Consider the following 24,152-nt stretch of genomic DNA (forward strand, 5'->3'; position numbering starts at 1 on the left):
AATTCTTTTTATTTTTTGGCTATTCCTAATCACGCTTAATATGCGATATAACAAAGTCCGTTGCCGTTGCAGTAAATCGAAATGTAGCCTGATTCGCCGCAATAACTCCGCCATAAGGAGTATCTTGTGAACAAGGTATTTGTAGACGAACAATCCGTGACCCTATAATTTGGTTATCACTAATATGGGTCAATACTATTTTGGCTGAAAACTCAAGAACACTGGGTTTCTTGATAAAATTTTGCTCTAACTTCAACAATTGAGTATCCAGACGATAATCTGCTTCTTCACTATAAGGGCTTGATGTGACGGCATAAAAATACCCGGAACTCTGTAGACTTTGTACTAATAAAGGAAAAAGCATATCTGCGGGAGGTGAAGTCCATGCATTTTTTACAAATGGCTCCAATTTAAAAGGTTTCTTCATGTAAAGCATTTCTTCGGTCTGATATCCTGCCACCGCTTCAGGCAATGTAACTTGTATTGTGATGGGCCTGGGCTTCCTGGTCAACTGCTTGGTACTGTATGCTGTTAATTGATATTCGTTTGTCACCGGGATTTTAACAGGCGAACAACTCATCAGTGTTAATATTCCTAATATAAAACAAACACTACTGAGAATTCTCATATTTTATTCCCCTGGCCCAAGTTTAGGTGCTTTCGTACCTCGAATAATCACAGAAGGGTTTTGCCGCATTTCATTGCTGACCTTTTCAAGGTTCGCTGAAATGGCATTCAAGCGTCGCAATAAAATTACTGCTGGAGGTATGGCCTGTTGGGAAATTTGATCAATAGTATTCTTACCCGCTATCATCGTTTTTGAAACATCCTTACCCGCAGCACTCATATTGTCAGCTAAAGATTTGAATTTTGAAATACCTGTTTTTAAATCTTTTATCAACTGAGGAAATTGCTTACTTGCCTTCGCCATATTGGCTATAAATACATCAAAATTAGTTAAAGAACTATTAATTGATTGACCATTATCAGCGATTATTTCTGTAATACGTTCTATATTAGCCAATGATTTTCTTACATTGTCAGCGTTTTCTTCATTAAAGATAAGTTGAGCCTTTTCACTCACCGCACCTACATTCTCAGCAACCTCTTTTAAAACAGCGTCCAACTGATTCAGCAGAGATGGTTTGGAAGGAATGACAGGATAAGGCTCTCCCGGCATTTTTCGTAAAGGAGTCAAATCGGATGAACCGGCAGATAATCCAACATAAGTGACGCCTGTAATACCTTGTGAAATCAAGGTTGCTGAAGTACTGGTTGTTATTGGTGTACTCTTTTCGATATTTAACAATAATTCCACTTGCCTGGGATCATTTTTATTCAGTTTAATTTCCTTAACATAACCAACCTGCACCCCATTAAATTTAACAGGCGATTCGATACTGAGGCCAGAAACAGACTCCTTGAGATACACAGTATAGGAAGTATATTCTTTCTGGTTAAATCCGACCGAGAGCCATAAACCCGCAGATAACAGGCCGGCTGTCAGAATAAGTACGACGAGGCCTACTATGGTGTAGTTGGTTTTAGATTCCAAGTAAATTGCCCCCTCTGTTATAGTATTTCTTAGAATTTGCTAAAGTATTCTGCGATTAGCGGATTTTTATTTTTCATCAATTCATTAATGGGTTCAACACTAAGAATTTTCCCATCACCTACAAACGCAACACGATCCGTTGTTCTTTTTAAGGACTCTATATCATGACTAACCATGACTATAGTTAAATTTAACGCATCTCTTAAAAAAACAACCAAATCATCAAAAAGTCTGGCTCCCCTGGGATCCAATCCTGTAGTAGGCTCGTCCAGAAATAATAACTCCGGATCCATTGCAATGGCTCTTGCCGCAGCAGCTCTTCTCTGCATTCCCCCACTTAACTCGGAAGGATATTTCACAGCCGCTTCCTTAGATAAGCCTACCAAAGTTATTTTTAAAAGGGCCAATTCTTGCATAAAATCCTGATCTAAAGTAGTGAATTCCCTCATTGGAAACATCACATTCTCCAATACGGTCATAGCTGAAAATAAAGCACTGTGTTGAAATAACATGCCCCATCGGCGCCTAAGCCTGAAAGCTTGCTCCGCATCAAGATTATAAATTTCTTCATTGAATACTTTAATACTACCCGCAGAAGGTTTCAATAACATCAGTAAACTGCGTAATATGGTGGTTTTGCCACTTCCAGACCCTCCTATAATAGCCAGGATTTCTCCCCTCTCTACGGTGAGATTAATATCGGTGTGCACCCATTGACCGCCAAGACAATTTTTCATTCCCTTGATTTCAATAACTGGTTCACTCATTTACAAACCCATCCAGCTATAAGCTATGGAGAAAGCAGCGTCAGCAATAATAATTAAAAACAATGCCTGCACAACACTTTTGGTTGTTTGGCTCCCTATACTGTCAGCACTTGATTCTACTCTAAACCCCTGAAAACAACCCACTAAAGCAATTAAGATTGAGAAGGCGGGGGCTTTATACAAACCCAGCATCATTTGGCTAAGCCCTACAGAATCTCTTAAGCGGCTTAAAAAATCTTCGAAGCCAATGTTTAACATATGTTTGGACATGATCATTGCCCCCCAAATGCTAAAAACATCCGCCCAAAAAATTAATAAAGGAAACACAATTAATAAACCCAATACTTTAGGTAAAACTAATAATTCAGTGGGAGAAAGCCCCATGGTCAGGATGGCATCTACTTCTTCATTAATCTTCATACTGCCGATTTGAGCTGTGAATGATGAACTGGTGCGCCCCGCCACAATAATTGCTGTAATTAAAGGACCAAATTCTCGAAAAATTGCCATGCCAGATAAATAAGCAATAAAAATATTGGCACCATAAGTTTCTAATTGCAAACCCATTTGATAAGCTAGAACGACTCCTATCAAAAAAGACAGCAAGCCAATGATAGGTAATGCTTTTAGCCCGGCAGAATCAATAACAGAAACAATACTGGGTAAATGAAATCGCCGCCAATAAGCAAACGCTTCGAAAAGCCTTGTGCTTAAATCTCCAATCAAAATAATCAAACCATCAACCTGATGCAATTTATTTTCTGACTCTTTACCAATCTGATAAAGGATGCCCTCTTTAGAAACAACGGGTAATTGATAGGAAAGAATATCCTGTTTGGATTCTATGAGTCCCAGCATTTGCTGTTGGCTGTCGGAAAAATTGACTAATTCGACCTGATTATTTCTTTTTTTTAGCTCATCTATGCATTTCTTTAATGCCAGAGCCCCGGCACTATCAAAGGCACTGATTTTTTCACCGTTTACAGTTATTTGTTGTGAATCAGGCAATGGGTTTTCGCCAAATTTTTTAGGCAATCCATCAAGGGATAAAACAGACCAGGAACCACAACACTGGTATGTTGCATTCTTTTGCTCGAAAACAATCTGTGCGCTAGTCTGTTCCATAGTTATTTCTTTTTCTTGAATTTTCCTAGAATAATACAAAATACCACAAGACCGCAAAAACTTACGATTCATGGTATCATAATATTATAGATAGTGCTCTTTTATCACCAGGTTATCTTCATGAATGAAACTTTAATTGAAATCCATTCTAACCTCATCAAGCAAGCGGAAACAGAACTTATTCAATCTAATCGGCTCCTGGAGTCTTTACAACAGGAAAAAGAACTACCCGAAGAATTCGAGTCGGATGAGCTGGACTCACTCAAATCCCTCATTCTGGTCTTGCAATACAGGCTGGATACACAAAATGCCTTAAGCCAGTTAGGTCATTTACAACAATACCTGCTTCAGTTATTGGGGATAGAAGCCAAGCATTCTTTTGAATTCAATATTGAGCGATTGGCCTTTGCTTTGGGAACAGATGAATTAAAACAAATTCTGTCGATGCTTAATCATTTGGTAGATTCGTTGTTACGTGTTATTGCCCAAAAGCAACTTAAAGAGTCTCAGGACAAAAAGAAATCACTGCAACAGACCAAACAATTCAAACCGATAGATACCCTGGTTAAGGTTTTGAATAAACAAAAATTATTTATGGCAAAACTTGATGAATTAAAGCTGGCTCTTGAAAACATTGGCGGAGCTCCGCAACCAGGCATAGTTTATGACCATATTGCCGCGTTACAAGGGCCCATATCCCGGTTCTACCAGGCACTACAACATGGTTTAGGCTTAAGCAACTCTCTTTATCAACAATTACAGAAAAAGAATCAATTCAGTTATCAATTACCTGATACCTTGCTTAAACCAGAACACGTTATTCGTAATATGAATTTTCATCCGGAATCGCAGCGACTATTCAAAACAACCTTGGAACGCAATAAGATCGAGAACCTTGAAGAACGTGCTGCAGCCAAAAGGCTTGGGCATTTTTTTAATCATTAGTCCTGATAAATCACTTACTGCCTCAATAAAATTTATGCTCATTTCCAGCAGTGATTTTGTTCAAAAAATAATCAAAAAATCCCTTGTAGTCTATACTTAAAGAGAATACGCTTTAAGGAGTAAAATAATGGAACGTTTTATCTTTAAAGGGACCTCTTTACTAAAACTGGTGCTGGCTTTTAGTCTTTTGATTGTAGCTTTGATTTTAGTCACTCCTGCAAATGCAAAAGCTGTTAACAGAGACATCAATCCGATAATTAATAAAGCGAATCCGACTCAAGTCGCTTACTGGGTACGCTATAGATATTGGGGTCCTGGTTACTATAGAGGGTACTATTACAGACCATATTACTATCGTTGGGGTTATCCTTATTACAGACCTTATTATCGACCTTATTACAGACCTTATTACTATTATCGCTGGTAAGCTATAATACTCTGTAAGCCTATCATGATAGGCTTACAGTCGTACGGACAAAGCTGTATGATAGCAACAGGACACATTTATAATTGGATATGTTGCTGAGGAGGAGCACTTTGAGATTTGAGTAGAGTGAGTTCCGTTATTTTCTCATTCAGACAATTGATATAAAGGTCAAGTCTATAACTAATATGACCTTGTTTTGATTTAATATGATTGCCAATAACAGCAGCAGCTAAGGGTTCGACTAAAACACCGGAAAAACTGGATAGATTCACTGAACTAATGATACTTTCATCGAGTTTAGTAAAGCCCCATTGCCCATTATACAAGCATCCGTATACAAAATAATAATCCAACTCATTTTTCAGACAATTCCTGATTCTTATCAAGGTAGGTTTTTTGAGGGATAGTTCTTTTTTTATTCCATCCAGTTTTGAGCGTGCTTCAAATTCATTTTCTACAGGAGCATCAATTGAGTTCAAAGCAATATAGCCAGGTGGACAAACTTCGGGACTTTTTAGGCCCGTGTCATCAAATAGAAATGCAAGGACAATATTCCAATCATAATCCTGATCACTAGGCATTAGTTTGTCTACTGAATCGAGATCAATTATGTAGGCTCTAAAGGTACCATCTTGCTTTCTTTCTATCAAAAAATTGTCATATTTAACATCGCAGTGCTTCAATCCAAGTTCAGTAAAGCGTTTAAACTCGCAAAATACCGCTGACACCAAGTCAACTGGTCTTCCTCTCTACTGGTAAAAGAAAACAGAGTTTTACCGGGTAGATAAGGAAGAACCAATCGAATACCGTTATCTGTAAATAAGTAGGCTTTATTACCTGGATGAACCAAATTCCACACATCCAATTCATGCTGATAACGTCTTTTATTAAATTCATTATTAAGTTTTTGATCTCTAAGATCTGACAAGGAACGGACTTTATCTGGTTTAGGTTGTTTAACAACATATTTAGGAGGCGTGTTTTGATGGCAAAAAAATCTGGTCCGCGCAGTCCACCCATGTGATGGCACGCCATTTGGAGTGAACTTATTTCCATCATCTTCCTCAATACATGATTCGTCGTCATTCGTTGTTGTAGAAAAATGGTATTGCAACTTAGATTTCATGATAATTATCTTAATTTGTTACCAAGATGCCAACTAAATGAATGAATGTTAGTTAACTCATCGTTATACTAGGATACCAAATTAAACACCATGTCGAATAAAAATACAATGGTCTATTTCATCATTTCATGCTAAAATTGATGGTATTTTTCATAAGTAAATTCAGGCATGCAAAACGAATACAGCCAATTTGAACAGCGTAAGCGAGATCATATAGAACTAGCCCTAATGCCAGCTAATCAAAGCAGCGAATTAAATCCCTTTGATCATTTTTCTTTGGTGCATGAAGCCTTACCTGATCTTGATTTTAAAGACATTTCCATACAAAGCATCCGGTTTAAAAAATCGGTTGAAAAACCATTTATTATCAGTTCAATGACAGCAGGTCATTCCAATGCCATAGAGATTAACCATCGATTAATGGAAGCTTGCTCAAAAACAAAATGGGCGATGGGTGTTGGTTCGCAGCGCAGAGAATTAACTGATAAACAAGCTGCATTTGAGTGGGAACCACTCCGTCGTGATTTCCCCATGGTCAGCCTGTTCAGTAACCTGGGAATCGCTCAGTTGATTGACACCCCAATTTCTGCAATCCAGCGCTTAATTGATACGTTGCATGCTGAAGCATTAATTATTCATTGCAATCCGTTACAAGAGTGTATTCAACCCGAAGGAACAACTAATTTTCAAGGATGTTGGACAGCATTGGAAGCATTAGTCAAAAAAATTGCTTCTCCAATTATAATAAAAGAAACTGGTTGTGGTTTTTCAAAAAATACACTGCTTCGCTTAAATAATATAGGTGTTGCTGCTGTTGATGTCAGTGGTGTGGGAGGTACGCATTGGGGGCGAATTGAAGGACATCGGGCAAACAAAGATCCGATAAGGCACCGAACCGCTGATACTTTTCGAAATTGGGGAATTGATACCTTGCAAAGCATTCGTAATGCCATAAGCCTTAATCCCTCTTTCGAAATTTGGGGTTCTGGCGGTGTAAGAAATGGTTTGGATGCCGCAAAACTGTTTGCGCTGGGTGCTACCACAGTCGGTTTCGCGAAACCCATGCTTGAAGCGGCTTTGGACTCAACCGGGCAAGTACTTACCCAAATGAATACAATTGAATATGAATTGAAAACTGCTATGTTTTGTACTGGCAGCCGAGTTCTTGATGATTTAAAGGAGAAGGCATGTCCATAGCTGCTAATGCCGGTGAATTATTTCGCGGATTCTCAAAATTATCACGTGAAGAGCGCTTTCAAAGGTTACTCGCTTTAGGTGCCCTGACTCATGAAGATATTACATTTCTTAAACAAGGTGGTATTAAAGATTTAAATCTGGCTGACAAGTTGATTGAAAATGTTATTGGATATTTTCAGCTTCCATTAGGCGTGGCTACCAATTTTAATATTGATGGGCGCGATTATGTAATACCCTTGGCAGTAGAGGAAACATCAATTATTGCTGCTCTTTCCAAGTCAGCGAAATGGATTAGGCAACATGGTGAAATCAATACCTGGGTTCATGGAGAATGTATTCTTGGTCAAATACAACTGGCAAAAGTAAAGGATTTTCAAAGATTCTCTGATCTCTTTAATAAAAATCGTCAATATTTTATAGAAATAGCAAATAAAGACGTTGCCTCAAATATGGTCAAACGAGGCGGTGGTGTTACCGATTTGCAAGTACGCCGTTTAAAGAGAGAAGATGGACAAGATATGGCAGTAATTCATTTGGCGATGAACAGCTGTGACGCTATGGGTGCCAATATTATCAATCAAGTACTTGAATATTTAAAACAACCCATAGAACAAATAACTGGTGAAGAAGTCACCATGTGTATTTTATCCAACTTAAACGATCAAAAATTAACGACCGCTCAAGTCATTATTCGTAATATTGACCCAATCCTCGGTCAAAAATTGCAGGAGGCCTCACTCTTTGCAGAAATAGACCCCTATCGTGCTGCTACCCATAACAAAGGGGTTATGAATGGAATTGATCCGGTTTTAATTGCTACAGGTAATGATTGGCGAGCTGTGGAAGCTGGAATACACGCCTATGCGGCACGTTCTGGACAATACACAGCGATCACTCGTTGGCGGTATCAAAATGAAGTACTCACAGGAGAATTAACCGCCCCCATAATAGTAGGCACCGTTGGAGGCGTAACCTCTTTACATCCCACAGCCAAAATGTGTTTACGCATGATGGATATCACTTCTGCCAATCAACTCTCCCAGGTTATCGCAGCAGTTGGACTAGTGCAAAATCTTGGCGCACTCAAAGCTTTATGCACTGATGGGATCATTCAAGGCCATATGAAATTGCATATTGATAATTTGCTATTAGTCGCAGGAGCCAATGAAAATGAAATGCCCGTGCTCAAAGAAAAATTGCAAGAATGGCTTAACTTAAACAAACGAGTCAGCTTGAATAACGCTTATGACCTATTAGCTGAAATCCGACAAGCTCCTGTTGCAGTATGAAATGGCAAATTCCCGCTAAAACATTTTTATTAGGAGAATACGCTGCCATTGCGGGAGAACCAGCTATCCTCTTAACGACAAGCCCTTGCTTTACTCTTACATTAACCCAAAATGCAAAATTAGAAGGAATTCATCCGGAGTCACCTGCCGGATTATGGTGGCAAAAAAATCAATACCCTCCCTTTGGCTTATCCTGGCAAGACCCATATCAAGGCCAAGGCGGCCTGGGAGCATCCAGCGCGCAATTTTTAGCCTGTTATTTGGCAACTTGTTCACTACAAGAGATTACTCCTCGGTTAAATCATATGCTTGATGCCTATTACCAATCGTCATGGTCAGGTGTTGGGTTACGGCCAAGTGGTTATGATGTAATTGCTCAGTCACAGCAAGGTTGTGTTTACATTAATAAACAAAATAATCAGGTTGATTCTTTCTGTTGGTCATTCAAAGACTTGTCTTTCTTGATCGTTCACACCGGTAACAAACTGGCAACACATCATCATCTTAAAGAAGTCACTCTGCCCTCTCAAATAGATTATCTGGCTTCATTGGTTGTCAAAGCCAAAGAAGCTTTTGATTTGGCTCATAGCCATCAATTAATCCAATGTATTAACTTATATGCTCAAAAACTGACAGAATTAAATCTGGTGAGTCAACATAGCCTACCACTTATTCAGTCTATAAAATCTTATCCGGAAGTCTTGGCAATAAAAGGTTGTGGCGCTTTAGGAGCCGATACTTTGTTAATTCTTACCGACAAAAGAGACCTGCAATCTCTCAAAGATAAAGTTCAAGATCAAAACTGGTTAATTTTAGCTACAGAAAAGAATCTAACTATCAAGAATAACAATTTCTTGCTTGAAAAAGTATATAAATAACACATCTTGTTTGTTAAACAAAAATAATCTCTAAAAAGACTTGAAATTCTGCTCTAATCCGGTATGATTTCAGCCTCTTTAGGGCCGTTAGCTCAGGTGGTAGAGCAGGAGGCTTTTAACCTCTGTGTCATAGGTTCGAATCCTATACGGCCCACCAGTTTTTAAAAAACCTATACCATCAAATATTATGCTGGTTATACCCTGTAAGGGCCGTTAGCTCAGGTGGTAGAGCAGGAGGCTTTTAACCTCTGTGTCATAGGTTCGAATCCTATACGGCCCACCATTCTGGTCTCCCTCCTGAGTCATATAGACCAGAAATAGAAAATGATCATCCACACCCCATTGCGCTCGTAGCTCAGCTGGATAGAGTACTTGGCTTCGAACCAAGGTGTCGGGGGTTCGAGTCCCTCCGAGCGCGCCATTTAATCCTTTTAAAATCAAATAGTTAGCTCTTCATTTTTAAATTAACCTATTGCCCTAATTTCACACTGTGGGGATTTTGTGGGGATAGTGTGGGTTCCACCTTGTTTTACTCTCAGAATAGTAAGCTCTTTACTTTCTCGTCGGCTTTGAATAATTAAATTTGCAGCCTCCAATAAATTGCTCAACTCAGCCTGAGAATAATGAGTAGTAATCCTGCCAGAACGATGCCCCAACAGATCCTGTCTATCCTCATAACTTACACCAGCTGCTCGAAGTCTTCTTCCAAAAGTGTGTTTTAAATCATGAACTCTCAGATCACTGAGATTTGCTTTTTTACGCGCATTTCGCCAAGCAGTGTTGTTCATGCGTGTAATTGGCTTTCCATTGTAAGAAAACACAAACTCAGAATGAATACCTCTAACCTCCTCAATGACTGCTTTAGCTTCATCATTAAGGATAACCAGCCGATCCTCCCCATTTTTTACCAGCTGTCTTAATTCACCATCCCTATTAATATGGCTAGGGATAATGAAAACGCTCGTATTTAAACTTGGAACACGTTTTTCCCATTCCCAACGTAATTGACATACTTCTTGCTCTCGGCATCCTGTATTAACTTTAAAACGTGCCATTTGATTTAAATGAACTGGCAACGCTTCTAAGAACCTTGATTGCTCTGACCAAGATAAAGGAAATGGTGCTCGTGCATCTTTAACTGGCAATAATTTAATTTTAGGAGCAACCAGAAGCCACGTTAAACTATTCTCATCAATCCACTCAGTTGCAGCAACGTTTAAAATATGCCGAACTAACTCCAGTGTATTATTAATTGACTTCGTTTTAAGTTTCGCTTCCTGTTTTGCTTTTATAAATGATTGCAACGTTCCTATATGCACTTGCTCCAAGGTCAAATCACCAATAAACGGGCAAATAGACTTTAGGAGTATTGCATCGGTATCAATGCTGGCTTTATGTTGATTTTCGTTTAAAAATCGCACCGCAGCTTCTTTAAAACTGCGTTTTGGCCTCACTCCATAAATCGTTGCCTGTCTAATCTCTTCGATTCGCCTGGCTAAGTATTGCTCCGCTTCCTGGAGCGACTTTGTGCCAGTGCTTTCTCGAATGCGATGTCCAAGGACTTGCTTTTCGATATGCCAAACTTGGCCTCTTTTAAATAGTCCTGTTGTTTGTTTACGTCCCATGGCTTTGTACTCCTTTGCTCTTTGCCGCCTGGACGCCCACTACACTGCTTATATTGATCTACCCAAGCATCCAGGTCAAGTCGATCAAACGCTACGCCTTGTTTGCCTATAGGAATTTCTATAAGATTAGGTCTTACGAAAGTATTAAATCGATTTCTGTCCATGCCAATATACTTGGGGACATCTTTCAAACGAATAAGTCGAGGTAGTAAAGCGATAGTAGACATATTAAAAACCAAAAAACACGATTTGTTTTTTTATTTAAACATATCGTGTTTTTTGGTTCAATTGTTTTTCTTTAATTTTTTGAAAAATAATTTATTTGGAATAACTACTATTCATCATTGTCCCACTGTAATGCAAACTCGTGTAACTTATTTTGCAACACGGCTTTACTGATTAATTTGGTTTCATACTCTGCAATTAACGTTGGAGAAGCATGTCTATTCATCGCATATTGAACAACCTCCTCATCCTTCGTTTTGCAAATTAATATACCAATCGTTGGGTTTTCATGTGTTTTTTTTATGTTTTTATCCAATACTTCTAAATAAAATTGTAATTGCCCTAAATGCGAAGGACTAAATTCTGTGCACTTTAATTCTATTGCAATCATACAGTTAAGCGCGCGATGAAAAAGCAATAAATCCACACGAAAATCTTTCATTCCTACTTGCAAAGGGTATTCCTCTCCCATCAAACTAAAATCTGGGCCAAGTTCAAGTAGAAATTTTTTTAGGTTTGCGACCAAGGCTCGTCTTAAATCTTTTTCTTTGTGATCATCAGGTAAATTTAAAAATTCAAAAACATAACTGTCCTTAAACCGCCCCTTACTATCGGGTAATTCTGTCAGCACTGCTGACAGTTTTTGATCGGCAAGCACCGTTCTTTCAAATGTTCCGACGTTTATTAACCTTGCAAAATCGCGTTCAGAGTAATGATGTTTGGCAGCTAAACGTAGATAAAACTCTTTTTCCTCAATAGACTTTGTTTTAGACAAAATGTGCAAATGATTTGTCCACGTAATTTCTGTCAGCACTGCCGACAGTTCTGTATTCTCATGATAAGTCTCGTAAAATTGCTTCATTCTCCATATATTACGCGCTGAAAACCCCTTAATTGTTGGTAGCTCTATTGATATATAGTCCGCTAGCTCTTCTACAATACCCTTGCCCCAACCATCATGTGTTATCTTATTAGATACATACTGTCCGATAGACCAATACAACTGAATAAGAGTTTTATTGACTTGTTGCCAAACTCTGGATTTAGCCTCAGTAATCATTTGATGCACTTTAGCAAAATCTACCTGATTGTTTCCTTTTAACTCTTTTGCCACTTATAAAGTTCCTAAAAAATTATTAAATTGACATACTTAACACGTCGGTTGGATGAGAGAACAAGCTACCCTCACAAACTACTTTCGCACCATGCTTTTCATATAATCTATTTAAACTAGGTTTTAGCGTATCTAGCAAAACCAAATCCGAGCCTGCCACAGCTGCTAGCCGTTTGGCTTCTTCAATAATCTGCTTGCCAAACCCTAGCCCTCGATAATTTTTATCTACATAGACATACATTAGTTCACGTGCACTCAACCCACGCGAATTAGGAAACTCATGTTCTAATAGAGCAAACATCGCTACAGGTTGTCCTGCATAAGTGCCAATATAGACATCATGGCTCAACGCATGCATTACGCCTTCACGATATTCAACCCCTTTGTTCCGTATGTATCCCCATTCATCTTCAGCCCATTTGGCTGCAAAGGGAATATATTCCATACAATCACTTAATCGTGTAAAAGTAAGTTTGTGCTTTGCTAAAGCAGAACTAAACAATAACATTACAAATACCTCATTTTTAATAGGCTAAAGCAGATTCCAAACGTATCAATTTTCTTCGGCCTTGTTCACAAACCGTTATGGAGGCTAATCCTATGATTGCGCCAAACATATAATACCAAGCGGGTGAAATAAAATTACTTGTTGTATTCACCAGCCACAACATCACTATAGGTGTTGTACCACCAAACAACGAAATACCCATATTAAAAGCAACGCCAAAGCCACTGTAACGATACTGATGAGGAAATAGAGTAACCATGTATGCATTGAGCGGCGCATAAGTAATGGCAATCAAAATAGACATGAAAATCAATGCCATTGTAATCAAAACAACATTTCCGGTGGCAAGTAGGAAAAAAATGGGGATACTCAAAAATAACATAGCCACCATGCCCAATCGAATTACTTTTAACAACCCTATTCTGTCTGCTAACAAAGCAATAAATGGTTCAAGTGTGGCATCAACTGCTAAAGCCAGAGTGATAATTAAGGTAGCGAAACCAAGTGAAATATGAAAATAACTATGCACGTACGTAGCGGTAAATACATAAGTTCCAAAAGTCATGATACTGACCAACCATGCTATCCCTATAATACCAACTACTGCCAAAGGTGCTTCTTTTAGCGCCGCCAGAAAGGGCAAGCGTCGTTTATCATGTTGAGCGATATTTTCATATTCAGGCGTTTCAGCAACATGGGTTCGTAAATAAAAAATCAAAATACCAGCAATCAAAGCCAATCCAAACCCGATTCGCCATCCCCAGTCTGGCATAAATGAAGCCGTAAAGAATGAAGCTGCCAGGCCAGCCATTATCAAACCAGTACTGTAAGCTGAGCTGGTTAAACAACCATAAAATGCTTTGTTTTCAGGCTTAGCGTGTTCAACAAGGAAAATAGCAGATCCAGTAAATTCACTACTTGCAACAAAACCTTGAATAACTCTTAACAAAGTAATAAGGAGAGGTGCTGTGATTCCAATATATTGGTAAGAAGGAACAATGCTTATTAGAGCTGTAGGAATAGCCATTGCTAAAATACTTAGAGTTAAAGCACGTTTTCTGCCGAACTGATCACCAATATAGCCAAAAAATAGTGAACCTATTGGGGCTAATAAATAACCAACAGCAAATACACCAAAAGCACTTAAAAGCGAAGCAAATTGATTGTCATTAGGAAAATAAGTTGCTGCAATAATTGGCGCAAAATAACCAAAAAGCGCAAAGTCATACCACTGTAAGGCTGTGCCGGAAATGCCAGCGAATAATGCTTTACTCGAAGAGGATATGTTCATCAGCAACTCCTATGCTCAACAAGTTATTAATACTCATTTGGTCACATTTAAAAATTTGCCAGTCTAATAAAGCGACCCCACCAATTTTTTTATAAAAATGCCTGGCTTCTCGGTTATTTCGAGATACCCACCACTCTATTCTTGAACAGTTGTGAGCAGCTGCTTTACATGCAACATGCTTGAATAAAGCACACCCAATTCCTTGACGCCGATACTGCGTAGAAACGTATAAATTCTCAATATAAATCCCCTTCGTTACATTGACACAAATGTTATTTTGGGTGTAATTAAACATAACCAAACCACAAATTTTTTCTTCCACCAAAGCCAAACCAACGAAATGTTTAGGCTTATTACAAAAAAGAAGTTCACCGAGCTGTGATTCAGTTATTTTAATTTTATCCAGAATGTTCTCATACTTTGCCAATTCCAGGATTATTGCATAAATTTGACTCAAATGCTCCGATTTTGCTTGAATTATTGCCACCATAGGATATCTTAATAACGGTTGTAAATAATGTGATCACAAACTATGAATAAGGATATAGTACTCATTCCCGGAGCATTGGCAACCCCAAAGCTTTGGTATCAGCAAGAGATATTTTTTCAGGGAAGCAAGCAACTTCATTATGTTGATGTGCTCAATAGCGATTCTATTGTGGAAATGGCTCATCGCTTTACCTCAATCGCCCCTAAAAAATTTACTTTAATTGGCTTTTCTATGGGAGGCTATATATCCCTCGAATTATATCGCCATATCCCACATAAAATAGAAAAACTCATCCTAATTAATTCTGCCGCAAAATTAGTGTCAGAAAAGGGACAATTGGAACGCGAGCGTTCTCTCGATTTAATGAACAAAGGGAAGTTTGATTTCTTAATCAAACTTATCTTTAAAAACTCAATTTATGATAAAGAAAAGCACAACGTTCTATTATCGTTGGCACAAGAAATGGCTCAGGAAGTGGGGGTTGATAATTATAAAAATCAATTGAATGCTATTCTCAATAAACCAGATCATACATCATTATTATCATCAATTGAATGTCCAACACTATTGATTGCGAGCAAGCAAGATAACGTTATGCCTATTGAACGATCGGAACATATGGCGAAAAACATCAAGTATTCGGAATTAATTTATATTGAGGAATGTGGTCATATGGCCATGTTAGAACAACCAGACACAATTAACCAAATATTGACTGAATGGTTGTAATTAGTATCGATGTTAGGGATGTATCAATGCACAGCGTCAATGAAGATGGAACTCTTTGCGTTAATTTAAATGACTACAATGAACTGTCAGATTCTATTCGATTCCGTTCAAAAATTGATTACCTAATTAAAAAGCTTAACTGCCCAAAAGAAATCCCTAATTTTTCTATTTCAATGTTTTTTCATGGTGGTCAACGATATTATATTTCCAATCTTTACCTATGGGCGATCCCTTACCGAACTGAAGGGTTATATCGTGGGGACGTTGACCATGATCGCACCCTTTATAATGGCAAAGAATTTTTTATCCAGCGAGATATAAAATATGACGCGATGCAAATTCCTATTATTCAAATACTGGAATCACGTTATAGTCTAAGCACCACTTTTGCTATGGTGAGGCAGTGTGAAGAATGTGATTTTATTATCGAAGCCTACCATTCTGAAAAGGTAGAGGATCCCCAAAAACTCTATTATCAAGTACGCGATAATTTTGAACAGTTTATATGCCTTTTTTTTGATTCGATGCTATTAGAAATAATGACAGCCATACCCAATCAAAAATGGTTAGCTATATTCAATGATAGTGAGTTTAGAAAAAGTGTCATCACGCGCAAAGCAGTCAAAAAACCACTGGCACAGCTCACTCCCAGAGAGTTACAATGCTTAAGCTTAATTTCCAAAGGAATGACGATTAAAAAAATATCCGAATTTCTGCATCTATCAAGCGAAACAGTGAATACCCATGCCAAGTCCATCCGAACTAAAATGAGCTGCGTTAATATTACCGAAGCGGTATCAAAAGCATTTCGTCTAGGGCTATTATCATAAAAATACCCAAATTTGGGGATAGGATATTTTGCCGAACATTTTATACTCCACCATGTTGTCATAATATTTACACGGAGTTGTAACATGGGATGTATTGTAGAATTTAATAACGACCTTCGATTTGATTTTATTCAAAATAAAAGTAAACAAAAACTATGGATTGACGCTCTACTACGCTCTAGTAATGCTAATATTGAGCATTTAGCTCATATCCTTGATTTACCGATTGAAACAGTAATCCAGGTACATCAAGGAAACCTTTATCTTGAGGAAGAATCTGCCGAACGTTTGGGACAATTATTCCTGGTAACATTTGGGACTTAAGAAGCATACTGAGCTATAATAACCGCTCTTTAAAAGCACATAGGTGCTCAGCTTTTGTTGTGAGCAAAAAATGAATGATAACGAACACAAGCTTGGTCTTCCTTTAGAATACCAAAAAATGCCTGAATATTTCGATGCACATAATATAAGTGAAGAAACCGAAGCTAAAAATGCCCTTATAGAAAAGTTATTAAGGAAACAAAATGTTAAGTCTGTTTTGGATATGACCTGCGGTACAGGCTCTCAAGTATTTTATCTTGCAAAGCGAGGCTATGACGTTGTTGGTAGTGATTTTAATCCTGCTTTACTTGCTATAGCGCGAAAGAAAGCAAAAGCACTTAATCGTAATATTGTTTTCATTGATGGTGATATGCGAGAGTTACAAGCAGGAAAATTCGATGCAGTTATTACTATTTTTAATGCCATCGGCCACCTTACCAAAGCAGATTTTGAAAGAGCACTACAGAATATACACGCTAACCTCAAAGAAGATGGGGTATATATTTTTGACATTTTTAACCTGCAGGCTATTACTGACGATATCATTGATGATTTTGCGATGGATATCGAGAATATTGTTAATGGCGACCACATCCGCAATATTCAACATTCTGAGATCGACAGAGAAAAAGGACTTCTTACTTCTCATGATCGTTATATAATTTCCAAAGAACACGGTGAGCAAAAAACATACACAAACTCTTTCAGCCTGCAAATTTACACCGCCGAAGAATTGCAGACAACGCTTAAGCACAGTGGGTTTGAGATCATAAATCAATATGATATGGATGGAAATGATTTTATAGCCGATAAAAGTCTGAATATCCTAACTGTAGCCAGGAAGAAAAAGGCATGGTAACTATGAGAAAACACAGGGAAACAAATGCTAGGTATTAATTGAAAAGTCTGTCCTTCAAATAGGTGTCCCCTGGTGGAATCTTAGCTTCCAGCCACTTTTCTCGTGTACCCATAAAGAGCTTCGATTCGCACGAAGTTTTTCAGGTCCCACTTCACTTATATAAGTTACCAATTTTACATTATCTGAAACATCATGTACTTTAAAGTCTTCTAAGGGAATTTTCGCACCGATTGTTTGATAAGGATGAGACATAGTTTCATCTCTGGTGTAGCTTTTACCTGACCGACCATATTCAAAGAAAGAAATGTCAAGAACCTCATCCATATATTGGTTATCGAATCGAGTTTCTTCAAGCCATAAAGACTCTTCAAGTTTTTTTAGTTCATCATAACATTTATTCATCAATTGCTACTTAAAATACTTTAAATAAATCATCAAGCAACTATGGTATAATCTTTATTCATTTTAAAATAGCCTTTATTCACACGATGCCAGTAAAAGCCTCCCATCACTCCAGACAAAATATTCAAAGGATCATGATCATCGGCAGGCCTGGTAGTGGTAAATCAACTTTTGCTGTATGGTTTAGCAAAGTATTAAATATCCCTGTCTTTCATTTAGACAAATATTTCTTTGAAAAAAACTGGGTTGAACGTAATTACCAAGAATTTTTATCCTCGCAAAAGGAAATGATTTCCAATCCAAGTTGGATCATTGATGGAAACTCCACCAAGTCTTATGAAATGCGGTATAAATATGCTGATTTTTGTCTTTATTTTAATTTTCCGAAATGGTTATGTTACTGGCGTGTTTTTAAGCGCTTATTTCATAAGCATCCAGACATTGATGATAGAGCACCAAATTGTCCAGAAACAGTACGTTGGTCTTTGTTAAAATACATGTGGAATTTCGAGAATAGAGTCAATCCTATTTTACAACAGTTGCAATCCAAATACCCGGACGTTCAATTAATAGAACTTCGCTCTGATCTAAAGGTAAATCGATTTATCAAGGATGTTCTTGAATTAGATAAGCTGCCTAAAGAGAAAAAGTCATGAGCCATTTTAAATTTAAGCCGTTAGCTGTGGAAGATTTAAATCAACTCTATCAATGGTTTCAAGAACCAACCATTAACTATTGGTATGCAAGAGATAAAAACTGGACACTCAAGGAAATTAAAGAAAAATATGAACCGAGAATTTTAGGCAAAGAGCATGTGCCAAGTTTTATTGTATACGTCGATAACTCCCCTTTCGGATTCATTCAATATTATTTGCTCACAGAATCGTTACCTGATGGGATTGATGGCTATGATAGTCTCCTCTTTCAACAATACAATCCCAGAGATCTAGTAGGAATCGATCTGTTTATTGCTGAAGAAAAAGGAAGAAGCAAAGGATTAGGGGTAGAATTCATAAGTCAATTTATTGATAAGTTTTTAACCCCATTTAAAGCCATTATTGTGGATCCAAATATCAATAACCATCAAGCCATTCGCTGCTATAAAAAAGCAGGTTTTAATCAAACAGGATTCAGTAAAGATCCAAACAATCTCATCATGATAAAATCCTTATCACTGGCTACAAATTGATTATGAACATATTGGAAACAGAGTGCTTGATTCTGCGTACTTTCAAGGGAATAACTTATTTTTAAAGGTGTTAACATGATAACAATCGACTACCTAAAACATCATTCAGACAGCATTTCTATACTTGCCAAAATTTGGCATGAGGTATTAGGGAAAATTTGGGTCCCTGATGTTCCTATTTCGCGTGTAGAAGAAAATTTAAGCAGCCATTTAAACACCGAACAATTGCCGCTCACCTTCGTTGCTTTTCATGAGCATAAGCCTATTGGTATGTGTTCTTTACGCGTCAATGATGGTATTCACCCTGAATTAACCCCATGGCTGGGTTCTTTAGTGGTTTCGCCAAGCCACCAAAAACAAGGCATTGCAAGACAACTTATTAATAAAACTAAAGAAAAAACACAACAAATGGGTTTTAAAACCCTTTACTTATTTGCCTTTGATCCAACTATCCCTGAATATTACAGCCGTCTTGGTTGGTGCAAGATTGGAATGAACGAATTTAAAGGACATCCTGTAACAGTCATGGAGGTCATGCTTTGAAGATTAGGCAATTGTGTGATGCTGATTGGAACTTATGGAAAGACATACGGTTAAGCGCACTTAAGCATTCACCAGAAAGTTTTGGCTCTTCATATGATGAAGAATTACAATGGGCTGATGCTGATTTTCAAAGTGTATTAAGTAACGGATATGTATTGGGTGCCTTTGTCGGTGATTTATTGGTATCTTGTGCTGGGTTTTATATTTTAAATTCTCTTAAATCTAAACATCGTGGTGTGCTTTGGGGTATGTATACTCGTCCTGAATACCGAGGGAAAAGAATTGCAACAACGCTAATTCAGGCCATGATACAGCATGCAAAAACCTATGTAACTCAATTGCACCTGACCTGTGTGACAAGTAATCACACGGCCCGTGCTTTTTATGAAAAGCAAGGATTTCGAATTTATGGTACGGAACCCAAGGCGCTAAAAATTAATAACATCTTCTATGATGAATATTTGATGGTATTGGATTTAAAAGGGGAACCAATGAAAAAACTAGATACCTATCAGAGCCTTTGTACCGAAGTATACGATTTAAGTAAACCCAATGCACCTCATGATGCATACCAATTCTATCGAAGCTATGCCGCGGAGGCTAAAGGCCCAATTTTAGAGCCCATGTGTGGTACCGGTCGATTTTTATTGCCTTTAGCTGAAGAAGGCTTTGACGTTCACGGATTTGATGCAAGTCAGCCCATGTTAGAAAGACTGTATGCAAAAGCAAGTGCCAAAAATCTTAAGCCAAACGTTTGGCATGGTTTTATTGAAGATTTAAATCAATCCAATCAATATCAATTGATTTTTATACCGAGCGGTTCATTTAGTCTCATCACAGAAAAGGCTGATATCCAAAACGCATTGAAAACAATTTATGAGCATTTGGATGATAAAGGAATTTTTGTATTTGAAGCAGAAACGCTCCATGCTGTTCCTAAAGAATTAGGTATTTGGAGAGGCTCTAGATGGCCAAAAGAAGATGGAACACTCATAATACTCAGCCAATTGGCCATACTTGATGAAGATGTTTGTTACTCAATCGGCAAATACGACCTGATTGATGGAAGTCATGTCATTCAAACAGAGGTTGAGGAATATAAAATCCGTATTTATCATGAGCCTAGTTTCTTATTGGATAGGCTAAGGGAAATTGGTTTTAGTGATGTACGATTGGTGAAAGCTTTTGACAGGCAGGCATCGCCTGATGAAACTGATGAGAGTATTGTTTTTGAATGCAAAAAATAATTGAGAAAGTCAAATGAATACACAAAAAATACCAAAAGATTATCAACACATCTCCCCAGCCGGTGCTGAAGTTCGATTACTGATGAGTAATCATTTAGGGGGTATGGCTCACTGTACGTTAAAGGCCGGAACTATTTCCAAAACGGTTTGCCATAAGACTGTGTCCGAATTTTGGCATGTTCTTTCAGGAGATGGGGCTATTTGGCGTAAATTGGATGATCAAGAGAGCATTACTCCTTTAACTGCTGGGGTCAGCATCGATATTCCATTGGGAACACATTTTCAATATCGAAGTGATGCTGCAGATTTGGTGTTTATTTGCGTTACTATACCACCTTGGTCAGGCAGTGATGAAGCAAGTTATGTTAAGCAAGGCGCTTGGCAACCGACTTTAAAATAACATCATGACATTAAAATTATCTTTCTCAGAAAATCCAGATCCCGATGATGTTCAAGTTTTAACAAATGGCATAAAGTCTTACGCCAAACAAAAAAAGGGTTTTGAATCCTTGGATTTTTTTGCGTGCTTTATTCGTGACGCAGACAATACCATAGTTGGTGGTTGTAGTGGCGGAACACTCTATGGCGGCCTTCATATCGATAATCTTTGGGTTAGTGAGCGTATCAGACATAAAGGATGGGGAACGAAGCTCATGCATTCTGCTTTGAACTATGGTAAGGAAAAAGCCTGCGCTTTTGCGACAGTGAATACCATGGATTGGGAGGCAATTGAATTTTATAAAAAATTAGGATTTAAACTTGAATTTGAACGGCATGGGTTTCAGAAGAATTCTGTTTTTTATTTTTTGCGTAAAGAATTTCAGGAATCAGCAAACAGTACACCAGTGGATAATTTAGTCTCGCGCTTTACCAAGAACCTGAAATCACCTGATCCAGAATTTGTAGATAGAAAAGAGACTCTCTCAAAAAACAACGCGCCCCATTTTAAATGGGGACATGGTTGTGATGGATGGTGGTTAAAAAAAGATGGTCAATTTACAGTGATTTATGAAACCATGCCTGCAAGCAGTTGTGAAATGAAGCATTATCATAGGGAAACAGAACAATTTTTTTATTGTTTACAAGGTCAATTAGTCATTGAATTTGAGGATTATGAGCTAATTTTACAGGAACATGAGGGCTTGAGCATAAAGCCAAGAATATCCCATAAAGCAAAGAATATGGCCGAAAGCCCTGTTTGTTTCTTGGTCGTTTCATCACCAAACTCTCCTCAAGACAGAGTAATCTGGAGTCATGATGTCTGATGAAATTATTACTTATAAACATCGAAATGATGGTATTGATGCACTTCGCGGTTTATCGATTATCTCGGTCATTCTGCTTCATCTATATATCCGAATGCCGCTTGATTTAATATTCATTGACCAGGCCGTTTCAATATCTATCACAAACATCCTATTTCGGAGTGGTTACTATGGTGTCATTGTATTCTTTGTCATTTCTGGTTTTTTGATAACGACCACCTCATTGAAACGATGGGGAAATCTGCAAAGTATTTCTTATAGTCAATTTTATCAAATGCGTTTTGCAAGGATTATGCCTTGTTTGATAAGTCTCTTGATGATTCTTACCTTATTGGATCGATTAAATATTACAGGTTTTGTTATCCATACCACCTCACTCAGCATAGCCATTTTTTCAGCCCTTACTTTTCAAATTAATTGGCTTGAAGCCAAAACAGATTATTTGCCAGGTAATTGGGATATTCTTTGGTCTTTATCAGTTGAGGAAGCTTTTTATGTTTTATTCCCTCTCTTTTGCATTTTATTAAGAAAGCGAACATTGTTTCTATTGGCTATGTTAGGATTTATTCTGATTGGACCTTTTGCAAGAACCTGGACAAGTAATGATATTTGGAGTGACCATTCTTATCTATCCTGTATGGATGGTATTGCCATCGGTTGTCTTGCAGCTTTAATTTCTTATCACTTCAAACTCAACAAAATAAAGTTTTTATGTATCCTTTTAACAGGTCTATTTCTTTTTATTTTTATCTTTATTTTTCGAAAACAAGCGTTTGAAATGGGCCTGGCGGCAGTAGGATTAAATGTCACAATAATCGAAATGGGAACAGGATTATTATTAATTGCCATGCAAGAATGGTATGTAAAAGGGGAGCGAGTGGGCAGTATTTGGACTGTTCCCTTTAGTTGGCTTGGACGCAACAGTTATGAAATTTACTTAACTCATTCCTTTTTAGTTATCGTCATAAGTAAAACTCTAATGTATTTTCAGCCAACTAAATTAATAATAGGAATGAGCTATCTTATGACCTTGGTTTTATCAGGAATTTTAGGGCAATATATTGCACGTTATTTTTCTGAACCGATGAACCAGCTGTTGAGAGAAAAAACACAAGGGCATTCTAAGGCAATATTATCGTGAATAAAAATCAACTTAAAACAATCTGTAAAAAATTAAATATTATGCTGCCTTGCGCATCACCTAAAAGGGTTTACGGTGGACTCTTGCACAGAATGTGGTGTGTAGAAAGTAATGGTTCTCAATTTGCTGTAAAACAGCTCAATAGCAGAATTCAATTGACAGCAGAAGTAAAACGCCAATATGAGCTAACAGAAGAGATTGCCTTTCAATTTTCACAGCGAAATATTCCAGCAGTTCATGCCATAAAAACAGAAAATAATTATTTAATCTTTTCAGAATATGAAGCATTTCTTGTTTATCCTTGGATCAATGCACAAGCACTTGATAAAGGCGCCATATCTGAGACTCTTGCAGTTAAAATTGCCGCTATCTTGGCTAAAATTCATCACATTCATCTTAATGTTCCAGAGCTTGACTCCCAAGAATTTGATATTCACTCCAATGAAAAAATTATTTCTTTAATAGACAAATCAGTAAGTCAAAATTTGGTCTTTAAGGAGCGATTAAAAAATAATCAATTGCTTATAACAGAGATCAATGAACTCTTTCAAAAAGCCATACCCATTTTACAAAGTACCAGTGGGGTAAGCCATGGTGATCTGGATCAGAAAAATGTTTTATGGGATAAGAATGATATCCCCTTTTTGGTCGATTGGGAGTCTGCGCGAAAACTCAATCCAACTTATGAAATAATCAATTGTGCTCTTGATTGGAGTGGAATTACTACACCGTTTTTCAATAAGTCTTTATTCATAAAAATGCTAAAAGCATATGCATCTGCTGGAGTAACAATTAATAACGACCATTTGGAAGCTGCATTTTATGGCGTTCTTGGCAACTGGATCAATTGGCTAGTATACAATATAGAACGTTCTTTTAGCTCTGATAAAGAACAACAGAATATTGGAATTGAACAGGTTCTTCAGGTTTTGCCTACCATTTTTCAAGTAAGGGCAAGTATTTCTGAATTAAGCCCATTAATTACACAAGAATTGTGACACAATGACAGCTGACTACATAAGGGTAGAGAGAATCGATTGCTAGAATTTTAATTATGTCTT

General features: G+C 37.6%; 30 protein-coding genes, 3 tRNA genes and 1 pseudogene. 21 read left to right on the top strand and 13 right to left on the bottom strand.

What is annotated here, in order from left to right; genetic code table 11:
- Nucleotides 1-25 precede the first annotated feature (25 nt).
- Genes CC34_RS0115010 through CC34_RS0115025 form a run of 4 tightly spaced genes read right to left on the bottom strand, consistent with a single transcriptional unit; the run spans nt 26 to nt 3,447 of the window.
- Nucleotides 26-628, bottom strand: coding sequence for an ABC-type transport auxiliary lipoprotein family protein (locus tag CC34_RS0115010; RefSeq protein WP_027229240.1), 603 nt, complete (start codon nt 626-628; stop codon nt 26-28).
- A 3-nt stretch (nt 629-631) separates the two neighbouring features.
- The gene (locus CC34_RS0115015; protein ID WP_027229241.1) at nt 632-1,555 is read right to left on the bottom strand and encodes an MlaD family protein; all 924 of its coding nucleotides are present in this window, start codon (nt 1,553-1,555) and stop codon (nt 632-634) included.
- Between the two features lie 29 nt (nt 1,556-1,584).
- A complete protein-coding gene (locus tag CC34_RS0115020) occupies nt 1,585-2,322 on the bottom strand; it encodes an ABC transporter ATP-binding protein (RefSeq protein WP_027229242.1) in 738 nt (245 codons plus the stop codon).
- The gene (locus tag CC34_RS0115025; RefSeq protein ID WP_027229243.1) at nt 2,323-3,447 is read right to left on the bottom strand and encodes an MlaE family ABC transporter permease; all 1,125 of its coding nucleotides are present in this window, start codon (nt 3,445-3,447) and stop codon (nt 2,323-2,325) included.
- Between the two features lie 120 nt (nt 3,448-3,567).
- On the opposite strand from CC34_RS0115025, the gene CC34_RS0115030 reads away from it, so the two are divergent.
- Both CC34_RS0115030 and CC34_RS0115035 read left to right on the top strand, forming a co-directional pair.
- The gene (locus tag CC34_RS0115030) at nt 3,568-4,392 is read left to right on the top strand and encodes a hypothetical protein (protein ID WP_032830496.1); all 825 of its coding nucleotides are present in this window, start codon (nt 3,568-3,570) and stop codon (nt 4,390-4,392) included.
- A 127-nt stretch (nt 4,393-4,519) separates the two neighbouring features.
- Nucleotides 4,520-4,819 carry a hypothetical protein gene (locus CC34_RS0115035; RefSeq protein WP_027229245.1) on the top strand — a complete coding sequence of 100 codons (300 nt, stop codon included), beginning with the start codon at nt 4,520-4,522 and terminating at the stop codon, nt 4,817-4,819.
- Nucleotides 4,820-4,896: 77 nt separating this feature from the next.
- On the opposite strand, the gene CC34_RS1000000117735 is transcribed toward CC34_RS0115035, so the two are convergent.
- The gene (locus tag CC34_RS1000000117735; RefSeq protein WP_269456704.1) at nt 4,897-5,400 is read right to left on the bottom strand and encodes a hypothetical protein; all 504 of its coding nucleotides are present in this window, start codon (nt 5,398-5,400) and stop codon (nt 4,897-4,899) included.
- A 98-nt stretch (nt 5,401-5,498) separates the two neighbouring features.
- Nucleotides 5,499-5,945: a hypothetical protein gene (locus tag CC34_RS1000000117740; protein ID WP_269456705.1), complete on the bottom strand. Its 447-nt coding sequence runs from the start codon at nt 5,943-5,945 to the stop codon at nt 5,499-5,501.
- A gap of 168 nt (nt 5,946-6,113) precedes the next feature.
- Between CC34_RS1000000117740 and fni the strand changes: the two genes are divergently transcribed.
- The 6 genes from fni to CC34_RS0115070 all read left to right on the top strand — a co-directional run bounded on the left by fni (nt 6,114) and on the right by CC34_RS0115070 (nt 9,730).
- Complete coding sequence (gene fni / locus CC34_RS0115045) at nt 6,114-7,142, top strand: type 2 isopentenyl-diphosphate Delta-isomerase (RefSeq protein ID WP_027229246.1); 1,029 nt, start codon at nt 6,114-6,116, stop codon at nt 7,140-7,142.
- On the top strand, nt 7,133-8,431 hold the full coding sequence (locus tag CC34_RS0115050; RefSeq protein ID WP_027229247.1) for a hydroxymethylglutaryl-CoA reductase, degradative: 1,299 nt from the start codon (nt 7,133-7,135) through the stop codon (nt 8,429-8,431). Before fni ends, CC34_RS0115050 begins: the two co-directional genes overlap by 10 nt.
- The gene (locus CC34_RS0115055; protein WP_027229248.1) at nt 8,428-9,309 is read left to right on the top strand and encodes a mevalonate kinase family protein; all 882 of its coding nucleotides are present in this window, start codon (nt 8,428-8,430) and stop codon (nt 9,307-9,309) included. Before CC34_RS0115050 ends, CC34_RS0115055 begins: the two co-directional genes overlap by 4 nt.
- An 81-nt stretch (nt 9,310-9,390) precedes the next feature.
- Nucleotides 9,391-9,466, top strand: a tRNA-Lys gene (locus CC34_RS0115060).
- Nucleotides 9,467-9,516: 50 nt separating this feature from the next.
- Nucleotides 9,517-9,592 (top strand) — tRNA-Lys (locus tag CC34_RS0115065).
- Between the two features lie 61 nt (nt 9,593-9,653).
- Nucleotides 9,654-9,730, top strand: a tRNA-Arg gene (locus tag CC34_RS0115070).
- A gap of 43 nt (nt 9,731-9,773) precedes the next feature.
- Here the strand turns inward: CC34_RS0115070 and CC34_RS0115075 are convergent.
- From CC34_RS0115075 to CC34_RS0115095, 6 genes are all read right to left on the bottom strand, one after another.
- The gene (locus CC34_RS0115075) at nt 9,774-10,772 is read right to left on the bottom strand and encodes a tyrosine-type recombinase/integrase (protein WP_231957899.1); all 999 of its coding nucleotides are present in this window, start codon (nt 10,770-10,772) and stop codon (nt 9,774-9,776) included.
- Between the two features lie 32 nt (nt 10,773-10,804).
- A complete protein-coding gene (locus CC34_RS1000000117215) occupies nt 10,805-11,161 on the bottom strand; it encodes a hypothetical protein (RefSeq protein ID WP_072356343.1) in 357 nt (118 codons plus the stop codon).
- A 107-nt stretch (nt 11,162-11,268) separates the two neighbouring features.
- Nucleotides 11,269-12,273 carry a PDDEXK nuclease domain-containing protein gene (locus CC34_RS0115080; RefSeq protein WP_028379655.1) on the bottom strand — a complete coding sequence of 335 codons (1,005 nt, stop codon included), beginning with the start codon at nt 12,271-12,273 and terminating at the stop codon, nt 11,269-11,271.
- A 22-nt stretch (nt 12,274-12,295) separates the two neighbouring features.
- Entirely contained in the window at nt 12,296-12,781 is a 486-nt protein-coding gene (locus tag CC34_RS0115085) for a GNAT family N-acetyltransferase (protein WP_028379656.1), read from the bottom strand.
- A gap of 16 nt (nt 12,782-12,797) precedes the next feature.
- Nucleotides 12,798-14,072 (bottom strand): MFS transporter, encoded by a 1,275-nt coding sequence (locus CC34_RS0115090; protein ID WP_028379657.1) that lies wholly within the window; start codon nt 14,070-14,072, stop codon nt 12,798-12,800.
- The gene (locus CC34_RS0115095) at nt 14,050-14,562 is read right to left on the bottom strand and encodes a GNAT family N-acetyltransferase (RefSeq protein ID WP_028379658.1); all 513 of its coding nucleotides are present in this window, start codon (nt 14,560-14,562) and stop codon (nt 14,050-14,052) included. Before CC34_RS0115095 ends, CC34_RS0115090 begins: the two co-directional genes overlap by 23 nt.
- A gap of 42 nt (nt 14,563-14,604) precedes the next feature.
- Between CC34_RS0115095 and CC34_RS0115100 the strand changes: the two genes are divergently transcribed.
- From CC34_RS0115100 to CC34_RS1000000116770, 4 genes are all read left to right on the top strand, one after another.
- Complete coding sequence (locus CC34_RS0115100) at nt 14,605-15,291, top strand: alpha/beta fold hydrolase (protein ID WP_028379659.1); 687 nt, start codon at nt 14,605-14,607, stop codon at nt 15,289-15,291.
- Between the two features lie 26 nt (nt 15,292-15,317).
- Complete coding sequence (locus tag CC34_RS0115105) at nt 15,318-16,121, top strand: helix-turn-helix transcriptional regulator (protein ID WP_028379660.1); 804 nt, start codon at nt 15,318-15,320, stop codon at nt 16,119-16,121.
- A gap of 84 nt (nt 16,122-16,205) precedes the next feature.
- On the top strand, nt 16,206-16,445 hold the full coding sequence (locus CC34_RS0115110) for a hypothetical protein (RefSeq protein ID WP_028379661.1): 240 nt from the start codon (nt 16,206-16,208) through the stop codon (nt 16,443-16,445).
- Nucleotides 16,446-16,515: 70 nt separating this feature from the next.
- Nucleotides 16,516-17,304: a class I SAM-dependent methyltransferase gene (locus CC34_RS1000000116770; RefSeq protein WP_050598240.1), complete on the top strand. Its 789-nt coding sequence runs from the start codon at nt 16,516-16,518 to the stop codon at nt 17,302-17,304.
- A 54-nt stretch (nt 17,305-17,358) separates the two neighbouring features.
- Here the strand turns inward: CC34_RS1000000116770 and CC34_RS0115120 are convergent, their stop codons facing one another.
- A complete protein-coding gene (locus CC34_RS0115120) occupies nt 17,359-17,706 on the bottom strand; it encodes a nuclear transport factor 2 family protein (protein ID WP_032833180.1) in 348 nt (115 codons plus the stop codon).
- 134 nt (nt 17,707-17,840) lie between these two features.
- Here CC34_RS0115120 and CC34_RS0115125 point away from each other — a divergent pair, with 134 nt between their 5' ends.
- The 9 genes and pseudogenes from CC34_RS0115125 to CC34_RS0115160 all read left to right on the top strand — a co-directional run bounded on the left by CC34_RS0115125 (nt 17,841) and on the right by CC34_RS0115160 (nt 24,089).
- The gene (locus tag CC34_RS0115125; protein ID WP_028379663.1) at nt 17,841-18,362 is read left to right on the top strand and encodes a P-loop NTPase family protein; all 522 of its coding nucleotides are present in this window, start codon (nt 17,841-17,843) and stop codon (nt 18,360-18,362) included.
- On the top strand, nt 18,359-18,895 hold the full coding sequence (locus CC34_RS0115130; RefSeq protein WP_028379664.1) for a GNAT family N-acetyltransferase: 537 nt from the start codon (nt 18,359-18,361) through the stop codon (nt 18,893-18,895). Before CC34_RS0115125 ends, CC34_RS0115130 begins: the two co-directional genes overlap by 4 nt.
- Before the next feature lie 75 nt (nt 18,896-18,970).
- Complete coding sequence (locus tag CC34_RS0115135) at nt 18,971-19,438, top strand: GNAT family N-acetyltransferase (RefSeq protein WP_028379665.1); 468 nt, start codon at nt 18,971-18,973, stop codon at nt 19,436-19,438.
- An 11-nt stretch (nt 19,439-19,449) separates the two neighbouring features.
- Nucleotides 19,450-19,842 (top strand): annotated as a pseudogene (locus CC34_RS1000000117635) (GNAT family N-acetyltransferase); the annotation flags it as partial.
- Between the two features lie 87 nt (nt 19,843-19,929).
- The gene (locus CC34_RS1000000117640; RefSeq protein WP_028379666.1) at nt 19,930-20,685 is read left to right on the top strand and encodes a class I SAM-dependent DNA methyltransferase; all 756 of its coding nucleotides are present in this window, start codon (nt 19,930-19,932) and stop codon (nt 20,683-20,685) included.
- A 13-nt stretch (nt 20,686-20,698) separates the two neighbouring features.
- Complete coding sequence (locus CC34_RS0115145) at nt 20,699-21,085, top strand: cupin domain-containing protein (RefSeq protein WP_028379667.1); 387 nt, start codon at nt 20,699-20,701, stop codon at nt 21,083-21,085.
- A gap of 4 nt (nt 21,086-21,089) precedes the next feature.
- Nucleotides 21,090-21,950: a GNAT family N-acetyltransferase gene (locus CC34_RS0115150; RefSeq protein WP_028379668.1), complete on the top strand. Its 861-nt coding sequence runs from the start codon at nt 21,090-21,092 to the stop codon at nt 21,948-21,950.
- The gene (locus tag CC34_RS01000000116665; RefSeq protein ID WP_050598241.1) at nt 21,943-23,091 is read left to right on the top strand and encodes an acyltransferase family protein; all 1,149 of its coding nucleotides are present in this window, start codon (nt 21,943-21,945) and stop codon (nt 23,089-23,091) included. Before CC34_RS0115150 ends, CC34_RS01000000116665 begins: the two co-directional genes overlap by 8 nt.
- On the top strand, nt 23,088-24,089 hold the full coding sequence (locus CC34_RS0115160) for an aminoglycoside phosphotransferase family protein (RefSeq protein ID WP_028379669.1): 1,002 nt from the start codon (nt 23,088-23,090) through the stop codon (nt 24,087-24,089). Before CC34_RS01000000116665 ends, CC34_RS0115160 begins: the two co-directional genes overlap by 4 nt.
- Nucleotides 24,090-24,152 lie beyond the last annotated feature (63 nt).

It is taken from the genome of Legionella pneumophila subsp. fraseri, from assembly GCF_000586315.1.
GTDB lineage: Bacteria > Pseudomonadota > Gammaproteobacteria > Legionellales > Legionellaceae > Legionella > Legionella pneumophila_B.